The sequence below is a fragment of the Asaia sp. VD9 genome (genome assembly GCF_037150015.1).
GTDB lineage: Bacteria > Pseudomonadota > Alphaproteobacteria > Acetobacterales > Acetobacteraceae > Asaia.
This window is the reverse complement of record NZ_JBBCQM010000008.1, coordinates 16,558-32,336: the sequence shown is the minus strand read 5'-3', so window position 1 is coordinate 32,336 and position 15,779 is coordinate 16,558. Positions and strand designations below refer to the sequence as shown.

Here is a 15,779-nt window from a genome sequence, read left to right as displayed (position 1 = left end):
CAGGAGATGGCAGACCCGTGCAGGTTCTGGTTCGTGACAACAATGTTGATCAGGCGCTCAAGGCGCTCAAGAAAAAGATGCAGCGCGAAGGCGTTTTCCGCGAGATGAAGCTGCGTCGCCACTTCGAGAAGCCCTCCGAGCGTCGCGCTCGCGAGGCCGCCGAAGCGGTTCGTCGTGCACGCAAGATGGAGCGTAAGCGCCTGGAGCGTGAAGGCTTCTGATCAGCCTGCCGAACCGGCAAACAGAACAACCGCCGTCTTCACGGCGGTTTTTTTGTGCCTGCAGGAGTCAGCTCTGATACTCCCCGACGTGAAATCCGGGTGAGAGGATACGCCCCCTCACCCGCTGGCATCTAAAGCGCGATGCCGTCAGTGCGTCATCGCAGCGTCCTGATCCATCAGGCTCTGCGACAGATAAACCGCTTCGAGCGCACGCTCATGGGCGATTTCGCGGGCATTAACCGTACCGGCATGGCCGCCCTCGGTATCCTCGTAATAATAGAAATCCTTGCCCAGTTCAGCGAGACGCGCGGCGAACAGACGTGCGTGAACCGGCCCGACACGATCATCCTTGGTCGAGGTGAAAATGAACGGCACGGGGTAGGTCCCATCCTTTTTCAGGTTCTGCAGGGGCGATATCTTCTGCAGAAACGCGCGTTCGGAAGGTATGGCCATATGGCCGTACTCGGCCGCCCATGAAGCGCCGGCTGCCATGGTCTCGAAATTTTCCATATCGAGCAGCGGCACCCCAATGATGACGGCCTTCCAAAGCTCGGGATGCTGGGTGAACTCGACCCCCATCAGCAGCCCGCCATTGGAACGTCCCCGTATCCCCAGATGATCCTTGTCGGCGATATGGCGCGCGGCAAGATCACGCCCGATGGCTGCGAAGTCATCATAGGCGTGTTGACGCCCCGATTTCATTCCCGCCTCATGCCATGCAGGACCGTACTCACCGCCTCCGCGTATATTGCCCACAACGTAGACGCCGCCGCGTTCAAGCCAGGTCTTGCCGATATCAGCATAATAAGTCGGCAGATATGAGAGATCGAATCCGCCATAAGCCGTGAAGAGCACCGGGTTGTGGTCGTTCATCTTCCAGTCACGGCGGTGCGTGACGAAATAGGGGATATTGACGCCATCGCTCGACTTGACCCAGAACTGTTCGGTTCGCAACCCTTTGGCGTCGAACAGGGCGGGCGTCGTCTTCACCTTGAGCGCCTTCGCCGCAGCAGCGTCGAAACTCCAGAGCTCTGGCGGGACGATATAGCCCTCGACCTCGAGATAAGCGTGACTCGCGGAGGAGGAAGCGGATTGCAATGAGGCGGAGCTCATGCGGGGCAGGATGAAATAGGCCTCATGCCAGCTCCCATCCTTTCCGGTCGGGGTATAGAGCCGCAAGGATGGCTGCACATCCGTATATACGACCGCGATCACCCCCTTTGAGGTGACGCCGATATCCGTCGTTGTCTCGCTCGTCTTGGGTGTGAAAACAAGGGAGGGCGTCTTGCCTGAAGCGAATGGGTCGACCGCCACGATACTGCCGCGCACAAAATGCCTGCCGGCATTCCAGTCCTGATCGAGACGCAGGATCAGCTTGCCAGAATAGTATCCTAGGAAGCCGATCTTCTGAGGGAGGGCAATCTGCCTCAGCTTGCCGGTCTCCGGGTCATAGATCCGGTATTCACTCCGGAAGAAATCGAGATTGCGTTGGATGATCGCAATCTTGCGTCCGGCCTCATCATGCAGCACCTGAGGCTCGACGATCATATCGCCCTCCTCGCCTCGGAAAATCTCCTTAGCCGCAGCGAGAGGCTGGCCGCGTTTGACCAGCCTCACGCTGAAAGGATAGCCAGAGCGCGTCAGGCTGCCCTCCCCCCAGTCGCGTGAAACCAGCAAGGTATCCAGATCGAGCCAGGCCACGCGCTGCTTGGAGCGCGGCAAATCGAAGCCGTCGGTGACGAAGCTGTTCGTGGTCGTGTCGAACTCACGATAAAACGCCGCATCCTCGCCGGAGAGAGACAAGGCGACGAGGCAACGCTTCGCCTCGGGCTCAAGGCAATCGGCTCCCTGAAACACCCAATCGCGCTTTTCCTGCTTCGAGAGCGCATCAAGATCGATGGCGGTCTTCCAGTCCGGTGCAGACTGAGCGAAGGAGGCGTCAGTCGTGACACGCCAGATTCCCTTGGGATGCGCGGCATCCTGCCAGAAATTCCACAAGCGCCCACCCGCCTGATCCGGCAGTGGCAGGCGGCCTGGTGCCTGTTCGACGCTCAGCACATCATCGTAGAATTTCTGATAGCGCTTGTCGGCTTGCAGGACATTGGCACTGCGGCTGTTCTGCGCCCTCACCCAATCGAGGGCCTGCTGTCCCTCGACCTGTTCGAGCACCGCACGAGGTGGCACGGCCAGGGCTGCCACTGACGGCCCTGGAGCGGCCAGCGCAGTCACGGGCATCATGAGCGGGACCGTAACGACCGGAAGTGACGAGCAAACGAGCAATGTCATCGCCAATAATAAGCGCCTCATGGCGTGTCCCTCCGTTGGATGATCTCGCGAGCCTAGAACACGCACTGACTGAGGGGAACCAGCCCGGCTTACGGAAATTGTCCAACAACGACGGCACGAAGCGCGCTACCGCGCGCCTGGATACTGATGCGACACTACTGTAACCGGCGTGGTGCGGAGCATGGCCTGCTGTACGCGCTTTCTCTGCCATGCAAGGGCTCAATCAGGCGGCGCTCCTGCCGCTTTCAGGGGAGCCGGTACAGGGTGACGTGGGCGGGTAGACTGAGCGTAATCAGCCTGTAGCAGATCATCGGTTCCCCCCTCAGCATCCGGCAGAGATGTCTTGTGACCTCCCCGCCCAGCCACGAGCTCGGGAGATCAGGCTTCTCACTCTCCCGAAGCAGCAGCATCGTCGGGCCTGGAGACTGTTGGGACCGATCCAGATACGCCCAGCGTCGGTCGTAGCTGAATACCGGATGCGCTGGGTCATGATAGGTCATGATCGCAGCCAGTGCATAATCTCCCACCACCAGGGCGCGGCCCGGCGGCAGGGCGTCGCGTACGCGCGCTGTCAAACCCGACCAGTCAGCTGCCTGGCGGGCAATCACGTCGTGATGGGCCGAAAGCCTGAGTGGGGAGAAAATACCTTGAAGCGTCACGAGCGCGGTCAGAGTCAGACCAAGCGCGCATGCCACGCCGATGCTGCGCGCTGTTGCAGCGGCAGCCAGAGCGGCCGCGGGATAGAGCACCACCGGCCAATTGGCCTGAACCCGCCCCCCGAAGGCATGCTGAACAAACACGATGACCGGCACGAGGCAAAGACAGGCCAGCAGCCGGGGGACACTCTCCATACGCGCGCGCCGCACACACCAGATGACCCCGAGACAAAAGAGCAGGAAAACTAGCGGCGTCGCGAGGCCGATCTGCCCCCCGGCGAGCTCGCCGAGAAAATTGAGCGCCCGGAGAGGGTGCCAATCCCCTGTTCTCCCCCCTTGCTTGAGGAAACTCGCCCAATGATGAGTCGCGTTCCAAAACACCACAGGCAGAATTGCCGCAAGGCCCACCACCACGCCCGCCAACACGCTACCCCACTGCCTCCTGATGCCTGGGGTGAAGAGTGCCCACAGGCCGCAGCCGAAAGCAGGCAGAACGGCCGTGTATTTACTGTCGAAGGCGAGGCCGAAAAACAGACCGATTGCCCCCCACCAGAGTCCTCGTCCGGTGACGTGAAGCCGCCCCAGAGCCCAGAGGGCCAGCGTCAGGAAAAAGACGAGAGGCGTATCGGGCGTGGCTGTTGCCGCGCCAAGTCCTAGCATCAACGTCGCATTGAGCAGCAACGCCGCACGATAACCGGCGGCGCGACTTCCGAGCAGGTCGCGACCGGCGCGAACCAGCACGGCGGACCCCAGAAAAGCGGAGACCGGACCAAGCAACCTGATACCCAAAGCATTCTGACCGCATAGATAGGTGCCTATGCGAATCCATGCAGCGATCATGGGCGGATGATCGAGATAGCCGGGCTGAAGATGCTGCGACCAGGTCCAGTAATACGCCTCATCGGGCGTGACGCCGAGCCGCGCGGCAAGAACCAGACGCAGCAGGGTTAGTACGGCCAGAAGCGCCCAGAACAAGCGTGTGGCGGCGCTTCCCTCAACCCGCCAGAAGGAGAACGTATCAGCGCCAGACGAGTGTTGAAGCAATCGCATAATTCCATACCACACCAATCACGGCTCCCGCCGCACTGGCATGACTCCAATGGCCGTGAGTATCGTAAAGGAGCTGCGCGACACCGATGTTACCAATTGCTCCGATCGCTGCGCCAACCACAAAGATACATAATCCGGGCAGCCAGCGTTTGCCGCGCAGCGGACGATCCAGATAGGTGATGCGGTTGTTGAGCTGGAAATTGGCGAGTATGGCGCAGGCCGTTCCGATAATCTGCCCGGTCGCAAAATCGGCGCCTGCGAAACGCGCCAATTCCGAAACCACAAGATTGACCGCAATGCCAATCAGGCCAACCGCTGCAAAGATGATGAAGCGCGTGGGCAGCCAGCCCCCACAACCACGCTCGATGAGCATGCCCAGAAACTGCACCATCACCAGCGGGCTGAGCTTGCTCTCACCCGCAACGCGCGGGCGAAACACGAATGGCACTTCGATCAAGCGTGTGTCGCGGGGCACGGACAACACTACCTCGAGCAGGATCTTGAACCCGGTCCCGGTCAGTCGGGGAACCGCCTGTTCGAACCGGGCACGGCGCATGGCAAAAAAGCCGCTCATCGGGTCAGAAAGCGGCATTGGCAGGATCGATTGTGCCAGCTTGATCCCGGCTTGGGAGAGCATATGACGCCATTGATTGGCGAGACCGCTGCTATCCCCCCCTTCGACATGGCGGCTGGCCACGGCGATATCAGCCCGATCCTCAAGCAGCGGCATGACGAGATCACGCAGGATACCCTCGTCATGCTGCAAATCGCCGTCCATGACAGCAATGACTGGCGCAGTGGAGGACAGGGCCCCTTCGATCACGGCTGAAGAAAGGCCGCGACGCCCCACACGCCGGATCAAACGAACGCGTGAATCGTGCTGGGCAGCCTGTTCGACAGCACGCGAGGTGCCATCTGGGGAATCGTCATCGACGAAAACAATTTCCCAGCGTAGCGACCCGAGCGCGCGGCGTACTGCCTCGATCAGGGGGCGTACGTTATCTGCTTCGTTGTAACAGGGAATGACGAGTGTCAGATCCGCGGGAAGCGGGAGGCTCATACGGGAACACCGGCCCTGTTCAGACTGGTGCGTATGGTCTGCAATGTCTGCACCCGCACGACATGATCCAGATCGGTCAGGCGTTTGGTCAGGTAATTCTGATGGGCTGCATCACGGGCAACAAGACGTACGAGAAAATCGCCGCCGCCACGGATCATGTGGCACTCGCGCACTTCTGCCCAGTCGGCAACTTCAGCCTCGAAGGCCTCGAGCACGCTGCCTTTCTGGCTTTCCAGCCCGATCAGGGCGAAAAAGGTGAGTGACCAGCCCAGGCGTGAGGCGTCGACATCGGCATGATAGCCCTCAATGACCCCGATCTCCTCCAGCCTTCTCACACGGCGCAGACAGGGCGGCGCGGAGATTCCGGTCCGGCGGGCCAGCTCGACATTGGTCATGCGGCCGTCGCGCTGCAATTCAGCGACGATCTGCCGGTCGATCGAGTCCAGATCGACGATCCCGCCACCCGTCTGACCTGAGGATGATGCGGAAGAGGAACTCCCCAGAGGCGAATCGCCTCTCGACGCATGATGATGGGGAATATGGTCGTCTGGGTCGTGGTCAGTCATCGTCACCGTGGGGTCGGTCAAAACTAGTCGGTTGGCAGGCGCGCTGCATCACCTATATCTGCATCCTGAACCAAGAGCCATGTCTCTTCACACTTGTCATGTCATATCGGTCCGACGCTAGCGGCTTCGGACCCCGATCGAGGACCCAATCAGTGACCCAGAGTTTCAAGACCGATCTGCTCGTCATCGGTGCCGGGCCTGCGGGCTACACAGCCGCCATCTATGCGGCGCGTGCCAATCTCAAGCCGATTCTCGTGGCGGGGCTTCAGCCGGGTGGACAACTGACGATCACCACCGATGTCGAGAATTATCCGGGATTTGCAGAGCCCGTTCAGGGTCCGTGGCTGGTCGAGCAGATGCGCCTTCAGGCCGAGCATGTCGGCACCGAGATGCATTATGACCTGATCACGGAATGCCGCCTCGATCAGAAGACCGACGATGGGTATTTCACTCTGACTGCGGATTCGGGCGCACGATATTTCGCGCGGACCGTCGTGATCGCCACGGGCGCCCAGGCGAAATGGCTTGGCCTTCCCTCCGAGGCCCGCCTGCAGAGCGGCGGCGTTTCGGCCTGTGCCACGTGCGACGGGTTCTTCTATCGCGGGAAGAAGGTTGCCGTGATTGGCGGCGGGAATACGGCGGTGGAAGAGGCACTGTACCTGACCCACCATGCCGACCATGTCACGCTTATCCATCGACGGGACACACTGCGTGCCGAGCGCATCCTGCAGGATCGTCTTTTCGCCAATCCCAAGATCACCGTCTTGTGGAACCATGCAGTTGAGGAAATCCTGGGTGCGGGCAAGCCGGAAACCGTCTGCGGCGTTCGACTGCGCGACACGCAGTCAGGGGCGGAGCAGGAACTGGCTGTAGACGGCGTCTTCGTGGCCATTGGCCACAGCCCCAACACGGCACCGTTTCGCGACACCATTGCCTGTGATCCCGAGGGCTATATCATCACCGTACCAGGAAGCACTCAGACCTCCGTGCCGGGCGTATTCGCGGCAGGCGACGTGCAGGACAAGAAATTCAGACAGGCTATTACCGCGGCTGGCACCGGTTGTATGGCAGCGCTCGAGGCCGAGCATCTACTGGCTGGACTTTCCTGAGTCAAAGATCGTTATTTCTGCGTAAGATCCCCCGCATAAAATGACTTGGCAGCGCCGTGGAATGCTGCCAAGTCAGAGTGATCAAGATTGCATGACCGCATGGAACAGCGCAGGATACCGATCATGCGATGCCCCATTTTCGCGCGGTCGAAGACGAGCTCTAGGAAAGCCGCATGGACTGGGACAAACTGCGAATCTTCCATGCCGTTGCCGAGGCGGGGTCGTTTACCCATGCCGGAGATCGACTCAATCTGAGCCAGTCCGCCGTTTCCCGACAGATTTCCGCGCTGGAAGAAACACTGAATGTGCCGCTCTTCCACCGTCATGCACGCGGTCTCATCCTGACCGAGCAGGGTGAGACACTCAATCATACGGTGCGGGAAGTCTTCTCGAAGCTGTCGCTGACCCAAGCCTATCTGAGCGAGAGCAAGGTCAAGGCGAAGGGCGAGCTCAAAATCACCACGACTTCGGGTTTCGGTCTCGGATGGCTGGCGCCGAGGCTACAGCGCTTCCTCGCACTCCATCCGGATATCGAGGTCAGCCTGATCATGGAGGATACGGATCTCGATCTCGGCATGAGAGAGGCCGACGTCGCCATCCGCATGCATCCGCCCAGGCAGGCCGATCTGATCCAGCGTCACCTCGCTAATTTTCCGATGCCCATTTATTCCAGCCAGGCCTATCTGGACCAGCATGGGATGCCCTTGAGCATTGCCGATCTGGCACAGCACCACCTGGTTGGATTTGCCGGACTTTCCCCGCCATTGCCAGACGCCTTCTGGCTGCTGGATCTGGTGCGTCGCCAGACACATGGCTCACTGCGCAACAAGCTCGAGATCAACAGCTTTCCAGCGATTGCGACCGCTATTGCGCATGGTGCGGGCATAGGCTCACTCCCCACCTATCTCGCACAGGCACATCCAGAGTTGGTACGTATCCTGCCCCATGAGCCCGTGCCGACCGTCGAAGCCTTCTTCGTCTATCCGGAGGAGCTCAAGATGTCCAAGCGCATCACCGTCCTGCGCGATTTCCTGCTGAGCGAGATTCACCCGACCAAGCCCTGAGACGACCCTCAGGGGCAAAGCTGTGCATCAGGCGTTCTTGCGGCCCTGGTGGTTCACGCGCTCGCGCAACTCCTTGCCCGCCTTGAAGAACGGTATCGTCTTCTCACCGACGGAAACGGTCGTACCTGTCCTGGGGTTACGACCCTGACGCGCATCACGCCGCTTCACCACAAAAGCACCGAAACCGCGTATCTCCACCCGATCACCTCTGGCAAGCGCTGAGGAGATTTCCGACAGAATGGTGTGGACGATCAGTTCGATATCGCGGGCGCTCAGATGAGGATGCGCTGCCGACAATTCGGCGATAAGTTCTGATTTGGTCATGATAAACTCTGTACGCTCGCGAAATCTGTAGGCAGGGCGATTCCGGCCCGCCCGTATCGGATCGGGACGGTTACCGTGGCAAAATCGCGACCGCACCGTCAAGTTTCTGATAGGCTGTGATCTGTTCAATCGCCTCGGTCACGCCGGACCAGTCTCCGCCGAATTTGTGATAGACGCGTTCCCAGAAGAATTTATCCGACTTGCGCAGAGGCAGCTCACGCACCGGGAGGTCCTTGCCGTTGGCAATCTGGGTCTTGAGCCACTGCGTCGCCTGCTCCTCATTGCCGATCTGATCGATCAGATGCAGTGGTACCGCCTGACGACCGGTATAGGGTCGGCCATCGGCCAGCTGGCGAATCTCGTCTACGGAACGATGGCGCCCTTTCGAAACCATTGTAACGAACTGATCGAACAGATCATCGACGATTCCTTGCAACATCACCCGCCCCTCCGGCTTCAGCGCCACGAAAGGCTGAGACTGATCCTTCATGGGGCCAGAGGTGATGGTGTCCGTTGTGACACCGATACGACCGAGCAGGGCCGATGCATCCGGGCGCACCATGATAACCCCAATTGAGCCCGTGATGGTGGAAGGATAGGCAAAAACGCGCTGGGCAGGAACTGCAATCATGTAGCCTGCCGACGCCGCGACGCCCTGCATCGAGACCGCAACAGGCTTGCGCGCGGCAAAAGCAGCGATAGCGTCGTGAATCGCGACCCCGCCTGTCACACCGCCACCCGGGCTATCGATGACCAGAAGCAGACCCTTGATATGAGGATCCCTCCCGGCCCGGGCGATGGCATCAAGCTGCGGCTTCACCCGATCGCTGATGATTCCCTTGATTTCGAACCGTGCGATCGCATCCGCAGGCGGACCGGCGTGGCGCGGGGCGAACAGAACCCCGCAGGTCACGATCAACGCTGCGATTGCAATGCCACGCCAAAGCAGAAGACGGCGGCGCTGCTGCGCGTAGACCAGGCGCAAATCACCCTGCGGCTCGAGATTCTCTGCCATGACCCGATTCAGCTCCTGCAAATAAAAAAGGCAACTCATCACAGGATGAGTTGCCTTTTCTGTCTCGTCTACAGGTTAAAAGCGTGATTACGCCTTTTTTGCCCGACCGCGGCGGGCGGGACGCTCTTCACCCTCGGCGGATTCTTCGGTGGTTGCGCGAGGCGCGCTGTCAGCACTGGCGTTGATCTTGCGACCCAAGCCGATTTCGCGAGCAAGATGCGAACGACGCTCTGCATAGTTGGGAGCCACGAGCGGGTAGTCGCTCGGAAGACCCCAGCGCTCACGATACTGCTCCGGCGTCATGCCGTAAGCGCTCTGCAGGTGGCGCTTCAGCATCTTCAGCTTCTTACCGTCTTCAAGGCAGACGATGTAGTCCGGGAAAACCGAACGCTTGATCGGCACGGCAGGCTGGGGACGCTCGGGCTCCGGCTCGGCCTGACCTGCGCCCTGAAGCGCATTGTATACTTGCTTGATCATGCCGGGCAGGTCTTCGCCCGTCATCGGGTTATTGGCAACGTGAGAGGAAACGATCTGGGCGGTCAGTTCGAGAAGGGCCACATTGGTTTCAGATTCTGACATTTATTTTCTCTTTGTTGAAGTTTAACTCTTTTAACTGGCTCTTTTATACCATCACTTTTGTGAGGTAAATAGGTTTAACGTTTTCTTCCATTGTTTTGACAATCTGACTCGTTTGTCGTTAAAGACCTCTCGAATTCACGACTTTTTGCCCTTTCCAGCAAGAATTTAATGCCTCTACCGGATGAAGACCTGTGTAATTTTCAGAACACTTCGTCAAAACCCGTGAAAATACAATAGTTATCGATTGTAAAATTTCTACTAAATCGCGCGGCGCACGAGTTGATTTTCTCTCCATGTCGTCAGATTACAAAATTTTTCCCGGCGCTATAGATTAGCCTCACGATTTCCTTTTGAAAACATCCGATATCGACACCCTGCGTCGTGGTGTTCGTTGATAGCGGCAAGACCTCATTCCCCCAGCCCTCTCTGTCACCGGTTTGGTAACAATTGTTCCGACTCGGTTATCACGGGTTTTCATGATCGGGTCCTGGCGAGGATCATAGCCGCTCTTTATGGCTACATTGTTGATTGGATCGATTTCATTGAGTGAACAGACCTTTAACAGAAGCTTTCTTTATAACTACCGATCCGCCGCAGCGTGGTTGGAATCAGCAATAGCGGCATCAACCTTGTCTCCACGGTCAGAATTTGCGTGAAATTCCTCCAAAATGCCCCCTCTCAGGGCGCGGCCCAACGCCGCTGAACATGTGCGAGGAAGTATTGATACGCTGCCATTTCTGTATCTGGCCGCCCTCCCCGGGCTCGCGATCGTCATCTCAGATTACTTGAAGTTCCATGACCATGCTTCACCCAGGGAGCATGCCTCGCGCGAAGACGGCGCCCCAGGAAACTGGACGCCCAATTCCTTTCAGCCGGACGGAGCTCGATATGAGAATCAGCGCGATGCGCGCCTGGCGCCTCACCTAACCAGGAGGCGACTCCCCCCATGCTATCGCGTGCGCGTCCTTGCAAGGATCGCCCCTGACGCCCTCCCTGAGACAGCCTGTGAAGATGACCGTGCATGACGATGCGGCGACTGAGCTTGAGCGGCGACGTTGGCCCGGCTCTGTCGACCCCATGCTTTCGCTTCACCCCAACGCGCTCTGATCTGGCGTTTGGCTACAGCACAAGGCGCCTTCAGATCCGACCGAAGGCCTGGCCTTACTGAATGTTAAGTTCGCACAGTGGCCTGGGCGCTTTTCTTGCAGTAGCCCGACTGCCATCATACTCGGCCCCGGCTCTTTTCGGCCTTCTGCAACGGTGTAAATCCCGCTCGTGCCCGTCTGGCGTTCCCTCTCCCATCTGTTCAGCCTGCCACTCCAGCCTGCCGGGCGCCTCGCGTTCATGCCGCGTCGGGAGAAATGGGCGTGGCTTTATGCTCCGTCGCCCCAGGCGGTCGAATTTGCGCTGCGCAATACAATTGCGGCGCTGCTCGCTCTCGGCATCGCCATGTGGATGGAACTCGACAGTCCGATCTGGGCCACCATGACGGTATGGGCGGTCGCCCAGGGGACGCGTGGAGAGAGCCTTTCTAAGGCGCGCTGGCGTATCGTGGGCACCGTGATTGGCGCCGTCGCTGCCATCGGGCTGTTCACAGTCTTTCCGCAGCAGCCCCTGCTCTTTTTCCTGACCCTGGCGCTCTGGATGGGGCTTTGCGCCGGTATCGCCACGTTCGTCAGTAATTTCAGGTCCTATGCCCTCGTACTCTCCGGCTATACCTGCGCCATCATCGCGATGGGCGCGGTCTATGACCCGGAGAACGTGTTCATGATCGCGGTCTCACGCTCGACCTATATCGCCCTGGGCGTGCTCTGCGAGGCTGGGATGGGGCTCGTCTTCGCCACCAGTCAGGAACGTCACGCCAGACAGGCCGTGCGCAACAAGCTGCAGACCGCGCTCTCTCTGGTGTCGCTTTCGATCGCCGATATTCTGTCGGACGCAGCGACAACGCCGCGCAAGGCGCGCGAGCTTTTCGCCACCATTCTGCGTCTGAACAGCGAGATCGAATTCGCCGAGATCGAAATGGGTCCTCATGGCCACGAGGGCGATCACGCCCGCGCCGCGCTGGCGGCCGTGTCCATTCTCCTTTCGCGCGGTTTTGGCATGGCGGCACGACTGGCCGCGCTTGCCCACAGCCATGGCAGTTTCCGCGAGACGTCCCACCATGCCCAGACCTTTCTGCGCAGTCTCGAGTCGCGCCTGACCGGGCGCGAGCCCATACAGTCGATTCTGGGTGAGTTGCACTTGCTCATCGAGGAATGCCGGATCCATGCAGCCCCCTTCGTCCGATCCGATCAGGAGCCGGTTGTCGAGCTTGGTCCGGTCGATGAACGCGTGCTGCATGTGGCGCTGGGCGAATTGCTGAATGACCTGGAAATCGCAATCATCGAATATGACGCCAGCACCCATCTGATCCCGGGCGACCGCTTCCATTTCAAGCTTCAGTCCCACCACGACCCGCGCAACGCGATCAATAACGGTCTGCGCGTGATGGCCGCCGTCTTGTTCACAGCCCTGGTCTGGGAGGTCACGGCCTGGCCCAACGGAACAGGCTTCATCTCGATGACAGCGCTGATCTGCGGGCTCTTCGCCACGCAGGAAAATCCGGTTCTCGGAACGACCACCTTCCTCAAGGGAACGCTCTGGTCCGTGGTGGCCGGAGGTATCCTGACCTTCATCTTCGTCCCGAAATTCGACACCTATGAGATGTTCATCATGGCCTTTGGACCGGCCATGTTCATAGGCGGCCTCGCCCGGGTCAACGCCGCCACAGCGGGTGCAGCCGCGGCCTACGGGCTGCTCATGCCCAGTATGGTGGGGGTACAGAACCATCACCGTCTTGATGAGATCGCTTTCTATAACGGCGCAACGGCCACAGTCATGGCCGCCTCAGCCGCCGTGCTGGTGTTTCACACCTTCCTGCCATTCAACCCCCAATCGGAGCGCCTGAGATTGCGCCGTCAGATGCTGGACGAGTTGCGCGCGCTGTGCCACCTGCGCAAGGCCCCCGAAACGCGCCAGTGGATCGGTCGCAATATCGACCGTTTTGCGCGCCTGATACGCCATGCCGGCCCGTCTCCCCTGCCCATCGTCGAGAGCTATCTGCAGGGCACGCTGGCAGTGATGACGATCGGGCTCAACGCCATCCGACTCCGCACATTGCTTGATCGCGAGCACCTGCCCGTTACGGCGCGTCGTCCCATCGAATTGCTGCTGGACCGCATGGAATATACCCGTGACAGACATGACCGACCCGCCCGCATCGCCGCAGCAGCCGTACGCCGGCTACGCGCACTCGATCGCACCGAGACGGATCTGGTCACGCGACTTGAGCTCATCCGTGGCATCTCCTATCTGGTGGTGATCCGCGATGAACTCGTCGCCAATGCGGCCTTCCTCGACGAAACCCATAAATTCACCAGCCATACAGTTCTGGAAACGCTGCGATGACGCGCATTCTGCCCTCTCTTGCCCTGCGCGGCACCACCTTGCGCTTCGTAGGCAACCCGTTCGAGATGCCCCCTGAGGAGGCCCTCAGGGCCGAACCAGGCAGCGTGGTCGTGATCGAGAAAGGGCGCATCGCCGCTATCGGCGCCTGGGAGACGCTGCGCAGGACGTTACCTCCCGACATGACGGTCATCGATCACGGCGCCTGCCTGATCGGACCGGGATTCATCGACGCCCATGTGCATTATCCGCAATTCGGTGTCATCGCCTCCTATGGCGAACAATTGCTTTCCTGGCTCGAACGCTACGTTTTCCCCGAGGAGCACCGGTTTGCCGAGCCCGCCTATGCCCACCGGGTGGCCTCGATGTTCCTGGATACGCTGCTGACCCAAGGCACCACGACAGCCGCCGTCTATTGCACGGTCCATCCGGAATCGGTCGAGGCGTTCTTCACCGAGTCCCGGTCGCGCAATACACGCATGATCGCGGGGAAGGTGCTGATGGACCGCAACGCACCGGATTATCTGCGCGACACGGCTCGGAGCGGGTACGACCAGTCCCACGCGTTGATCGAGAAATGGCATGGCAAGGGCCGCGCCCACTACGCCGTCACCCCACGTTTTGCTCCTACCAGCACGGAGGAACAGCTTGAACTGGCAGGCGCCCTGCTCGACACCGCACCCGATCTCTTCATGCAGACGCATCTTCTCGAGACTGTGCAGGAGGAGCTCTGGGTGCGTGCGCTCTTTCCCCATAGGCGCAGCTATCTGGACGTGTACGACAAGGCAGGACTCGTCCGCCCCAGAAGTATATTTGGCCACGCTGTCCACGTGACCGAGCAGGATCTCACCCGCTGCGCCCATTCAGGGTGCACGCTCGCCCATTGCCCCACTTCGAATGCCTTTCTTGGCAGCGGAGCCTTTCGTCTTCTGGATGCCGTCAAGCGCGATCGACCCGTTCATGTCGCCCTTGGCACGGATATTGGCGGTGGCAACAGCCTTTCGATGCTGCGCGTCATGAACGACGCGTACACGGCGGCACAGGCACATGGAACCAGCCTGCATCCGGTTCAATCCTACTGGCTCGCGACGACGGGCGCCGCCAGAGCCCTCGGGCTCGATGCGCTGATCGGCCAGCTCGAGCCGGGTATCGAGGCGGATCTCTGCGTGCTCGATCCCATGGCAACCCCGATCCTGCGTCAGCGCAGTGAGCGGGCCGAGAACGCCTCGGATCTTCTCTTCGCGCTTTCGATGCTCGGTGATGACCGGGCGATCGCCGCAACCTATGTCATGGGCGAGCGTCACAGATCCGTCTCCGCAGGCTGATTTCTCTCGCTGCCCTCAACCGGCGCGCCCGGGGCACGCTCGACCTTCCCCATCGCAGGCTCTGGACAAGGCCTGTCGATCGGTGAGGAAGAATGGGCTGTTCTGCGTTCAGACCATGCCGCGTGCAGCCAGCCAGTCATGATACCATAAGGGCCATTCAGCCGTAACGCGATCGGGCTCGCCCATACCGAAACCATGCCCGCCAGAGGAAAGACGGTGATAGGCCACAGATGTGCCGATCGCCTCGCAGGTCTCGGCCATCAACGCCGCATTATACGGGTTGGCGATGCGATCGTTATTGGCATGCGTCAGAAAGACAGGGGGGTAGCCTGGGGCCACATGGCTCTGGACGGACCAGAGCCGGGCGAGTGCCGGATCCGGATCTGTGCCCACCAAATCGCGATGCGTCGCGGTATGGTCATAGGGCTTTTCAAGCGTGATGACCGGATAGATCAGGGCAGTTCCTGCGGGGCCCAAAGCCGGAGCACCCAGATCAAGCGATGCCAGCGGACCGGCCCCCTGCCAGTGGGTCGCGGTCATACCCATCAAATGTCCCCCGGCGGAAAATCCGAGCAGGGTAACGCGCGCAGGATCGATTCCTTCCGAGCGGGCGCGTTGCCCAATCAGCGCAAGGGCGCGACGGGCATCCTGAAGCGGAGCAAGAGGACCCTCGCTCCATCCCTCACTCGGAAGGCGATAGACCAGAACGAAGGCCGTAATGCCGCGTGCCGTCAGCCAGCGCGCCGCCGGATAAGCCTCTCGCTGCATGCCGATACGCTGATAGCCTCCACCCGCCGCCACAAGAACGGCACTGCCATTGGGGCGTTCGGGCCGGAAGATTTCCAGGCGTGGCTCCGCGACATTATAGAGCGCTCCCGTCTTGGTAGCCTGTTCGACGCCCTTCGGCCCTCCGCCGCCTGGCGGTGCATCAGGCCAGAGCGCGACCTGTTCGGGCGCTTTCGGGCTGGAGGGGCCGTGACAGCCCGCTAAAGTCGCGACCGAGCCAAACAGGGTAGAAGCCAGCATTCTCCGACGATCGATGCGCCTCGCCACAAACCTTTCGCTCGACATGAGGCT

The 15,779-nt window shown here is 60.2% G+C and carries 13 protein-coding genes; 5 read left to right on the top strand and 8 right to left on the bottom strand.

The window, feature by feature from the left end; translation table 11 throughout:
* The first annotated feature begins 17 nt into the window (after nucleotides 1-17).
* Nucleotides 18-221 (top strand): 30S ribosomal protein S21, encoded by a 204-nt coding sequence (rpsU, locus tag WFJ47_RS10840; RefSeq protein WP_007283570.1) that lies wholly within the window; start codon nucleotides 18-20, stop codon nucleotides 219-221.
* 147 nt (nucleotides 222-368) lie between these two features.
* Here rpsU and WFJ47_RS10835 read toward each other — a convergent pair whose 3' ends face one another.
* The 4 genes from WFJ47_RS10835 to WFJ47_RS10820 form a co-directional block, all read right to left on the bottom strand.
* A complete protein-coding gene (locus WFJ47_RS10835) occupies nucleotides 369-2,528 on the bottom strand; it encodes a prolyl oligopeptidase family serine peptidase (protein ID WP_336762945.1) in 2,160 nt (719 codons plus the stop codon).
* A gap of 224 nt (nucleotides 2,529-2,752) precedes the next feature.
* Nucleotides 2,753-4,213: an ArnT family glycosyltransferase gene (locus WFJ47_RS10830; RefSeq protein WP_408868649.1), complete on the bottom strand. Its 1,461-nt coding sequence runs from the start codon at nucleotides 4,211-4,213 to the stop codon at nucleotides 2,753-2,755.
* Nucleotides 4,182-5,273, bottom strand: a complete 1,092-nt coding sequence (locus WFJ47_RS10825; protein ID WP_127103021.1) for a glycosyltransferase family 2 protein — start codon at nucleotides 5,271-5,273, stop codon at nucleotides 4,182-4,184. Before WFJ47_RS10825 ends, WFJ47_RS10830 begins: the two co-directional genes overlap by 32 nt.
* Complete coding sequence (locus WFJ47_RS10820) at nucleotides 5,270-5,839, bottom strand: Lrp/AsnC family transcriptional regulator (RefSeq protein ID WP_127103022.1); 570 nt, start codon at nucleotides 5,837-5,839, stop codon at nucleotides 5,270-5,272. Before WFJ47_RS10820 ends, WFJ47_RS10825 begins: the two co-directional genes overlap by 4 nt.
* 152 nt (nucleotides 5,840-5,991) lie before the next feature.
* Here WFJ47_RS10820 and trxB point away from each other — a divergent pair, with 152 nt between their 5' ends.
* A complete protein-coding gene (gene trxB, locus WFJ47_RS10815) occupies nucleotides 5,992-6,948 on the top strand; it encodes a thioredoxin-disulfide reductase (protein ID WP_233582163.1) in 957 nt (318 codons plus the stop codon).
* Between the two features lie 173 nt (nucleotides 6,949-7,121).
* Entirely contained in the window at nucleotides 7,122-8,012 is an 891-nt protein-coding gene (locus WFJ47_RS10810) for a LysR family transcriptional regulator (protein ID WP_127103024.1), read from the top strand.
* A gap of 27 nt (nucleotides 8,013-8,039) precedes the next feature.
* On the opposite strand, the gene WFJ47_RS10805 is transcribed toward WFJ47_RS10810, so the two are convergent.
* The 3 genes from WFJ47_RS10805 to WFJ47_RS10795 all read right to left on the bottom strand — a co-directional run bounded on the left by WFJ47_RS10805 (nucleotide 8,040) and on the right by WFJ47_RS10795 (nucleotide 9,930).
* A complete protein-coding gene (locus WFJ47_RS10805) occupies nucleotides 8,040-8,336 on the bottom strand; it encodes an integration host factor subunit beta (protein ID WP_336762940.1) in 297 nt (98 codons plus the stop codon).
* A 70-nt stretch (nucleotides 8,337-8,406) separates the two neighbouring features.
* Nucleotides 8,407-9,351: a signal peptide peptidase SppA gene (gene sppA / locus WFJ47_RS10800; RefSeq protein WP_336762939.1), complete on the bottom strand. Its 945-nt coding sequence runs from the start codon at nucleotides 9,349-9,351 to the stop codon at nucleotides 8,407-8,409.
* An 87-nt stretch (nucleotides 9,352-9,438) separates the two neighbouring features.
* Complete coding sequence (locus tag WFJ47_RS10795; protein ID WP_127103027.1) at nucleotides 9,439-9,930, bottom strand: MucR family transcriptional regulator; 492 nt, start codon at nucleotides 9,928-9,930, stop codon at nucleotides 9,439-9,441.
* A gap of 1,344 nt (nucleotides 9,931-11,274) precedes the next feature.
* On the opposite strand from WFJ47_RS10795, the gene WFJ47_RS10790 reads away from it, so the two are divergent.
* Nucleotides 11,275-13,380, top strand: a complete 2,106-nt coding sequence (locus WFJ47_RS10790; protein WP_408868653.1) for an FUSC family protein — start codon at nucleotides 11,275-11,277, stop codon at nucleotides 13,378-13,380.
* Nucleotides 13,377-14,702, top strand: a complete 1,326-nt coding sequence (gene guaD, locus WFJ47_RS10785; protein WP_127103028.1) for a guanine deaminase — start codon at nucleotides 13,377-13,379, stop codon at nucleotides 14,700-14,702. Before WFJ47_RS10790 ends, guaD begins: the two co-directional genes overlap by 4 nt.
* A gap of 108 nt (nucleotides 14,703-14,810) precedes the next feature.
* Here guaD and WFJ47_RS10780 read toward each other — a convergent pair whose 3' ends face one another.
* Nucleotides 14,811-15,773 carry an alpha/beta hydrolase gene (locus tag WFJ47_RS10780; protein ID WP_336762934.1) on the bottom strand — a complete coding sequence of 321 codons (963 nt, stop codon included), beginning with the start codon at nucleotides 15,771-15,773 and terminating at the stop codon, nucleotides 14,811-14,813.
* Between the last annotated feature and the right edge of the window lie 6 nt (nucleotides 15,774-15,779).

Excerpts from the sequence above, each read along its gene's own strand:
- WFJ47_RS10835 (WP_336762945.1), bottom strand. The coding sequence starts at position 2,528 with ATGAGGCGCTTATTATTGGCGATGACATTGCTCGTTTGCTCGTCACTT.
- WFJ47_RS10830 (WP_408868649.1), bottom strand. The coding sequence starts at position 4,213 with ATGCGATTGCTTCAACACTCGTCTGGCGCTGATACGTTCTCCTTCTGG.
- WFJ47_RS10825 (WP_127103021.1), bottom strand. The coding sequence starts at position 5,273 with ATGAGCCTCCCGCTTCCCGCGGATCTGACACTCGTCATTCCCTGTTAC.
- WFJ47_RS10820 (WP_127103022.1), bottom strand. The coding sequence starts at position 5,839 with ATGACTGACCACGACCCAGACGACCATATTCCCCATCATCATGCGTCG.
- WFJ47_RS10810 (WP_127103024.1), top strand. The coding sequence starts at position 7,122 with ATGGACTGGGACAAACTGCGAATCTTCCATGCCGTTGCCGAGGCGGGG.
- WFJ47_RS10805 (WP_336762940.1), bottom strand. The coding sequence starts at position 8,336 with ATGACCAAATCAGAACTTATCGCCGAATTGTCGGCAGCGCATCCTCAT.
- sppA (WP_336762939.1), bottom strand. The coding sequence starts at position 9,351 with ATGGCAGAGAATCTCGAGCCGCAGGGTGATTTGCGCCTGGTCTACGCG.
- WFJ47_RS10795 (WP_127103027.1), bottom strand. The coding sequence starts at position 9,930 with ATGTCAGAATCTGAAACCAATGTGGCCCTTCTCGAACTGACCGCCCAG.
- WFJ47_RS10790 (WP_408868653.1), top strand. The coding sequence starts at position 11,275 with ATGCCGCGTCGGGAGAAATGGGCGTGGCTTTATGCTCCGTCGCCCCAG.
- guaD (WP_127103028.1), top strand. The coding sequence starts at position 13,377 with ATGACGCGCATTCTGCCCTCTCTTGCCCTGCGCGGCACCACCTTGCGC.
- WFJ47_RS10780 (WP_336762934.1), bottom strand. The coding sequence starts at position 15,773 with ATGTCGAGCGAAAGGTTTGTGGCGAGGCGCATCGATCGTCGGAGAATG.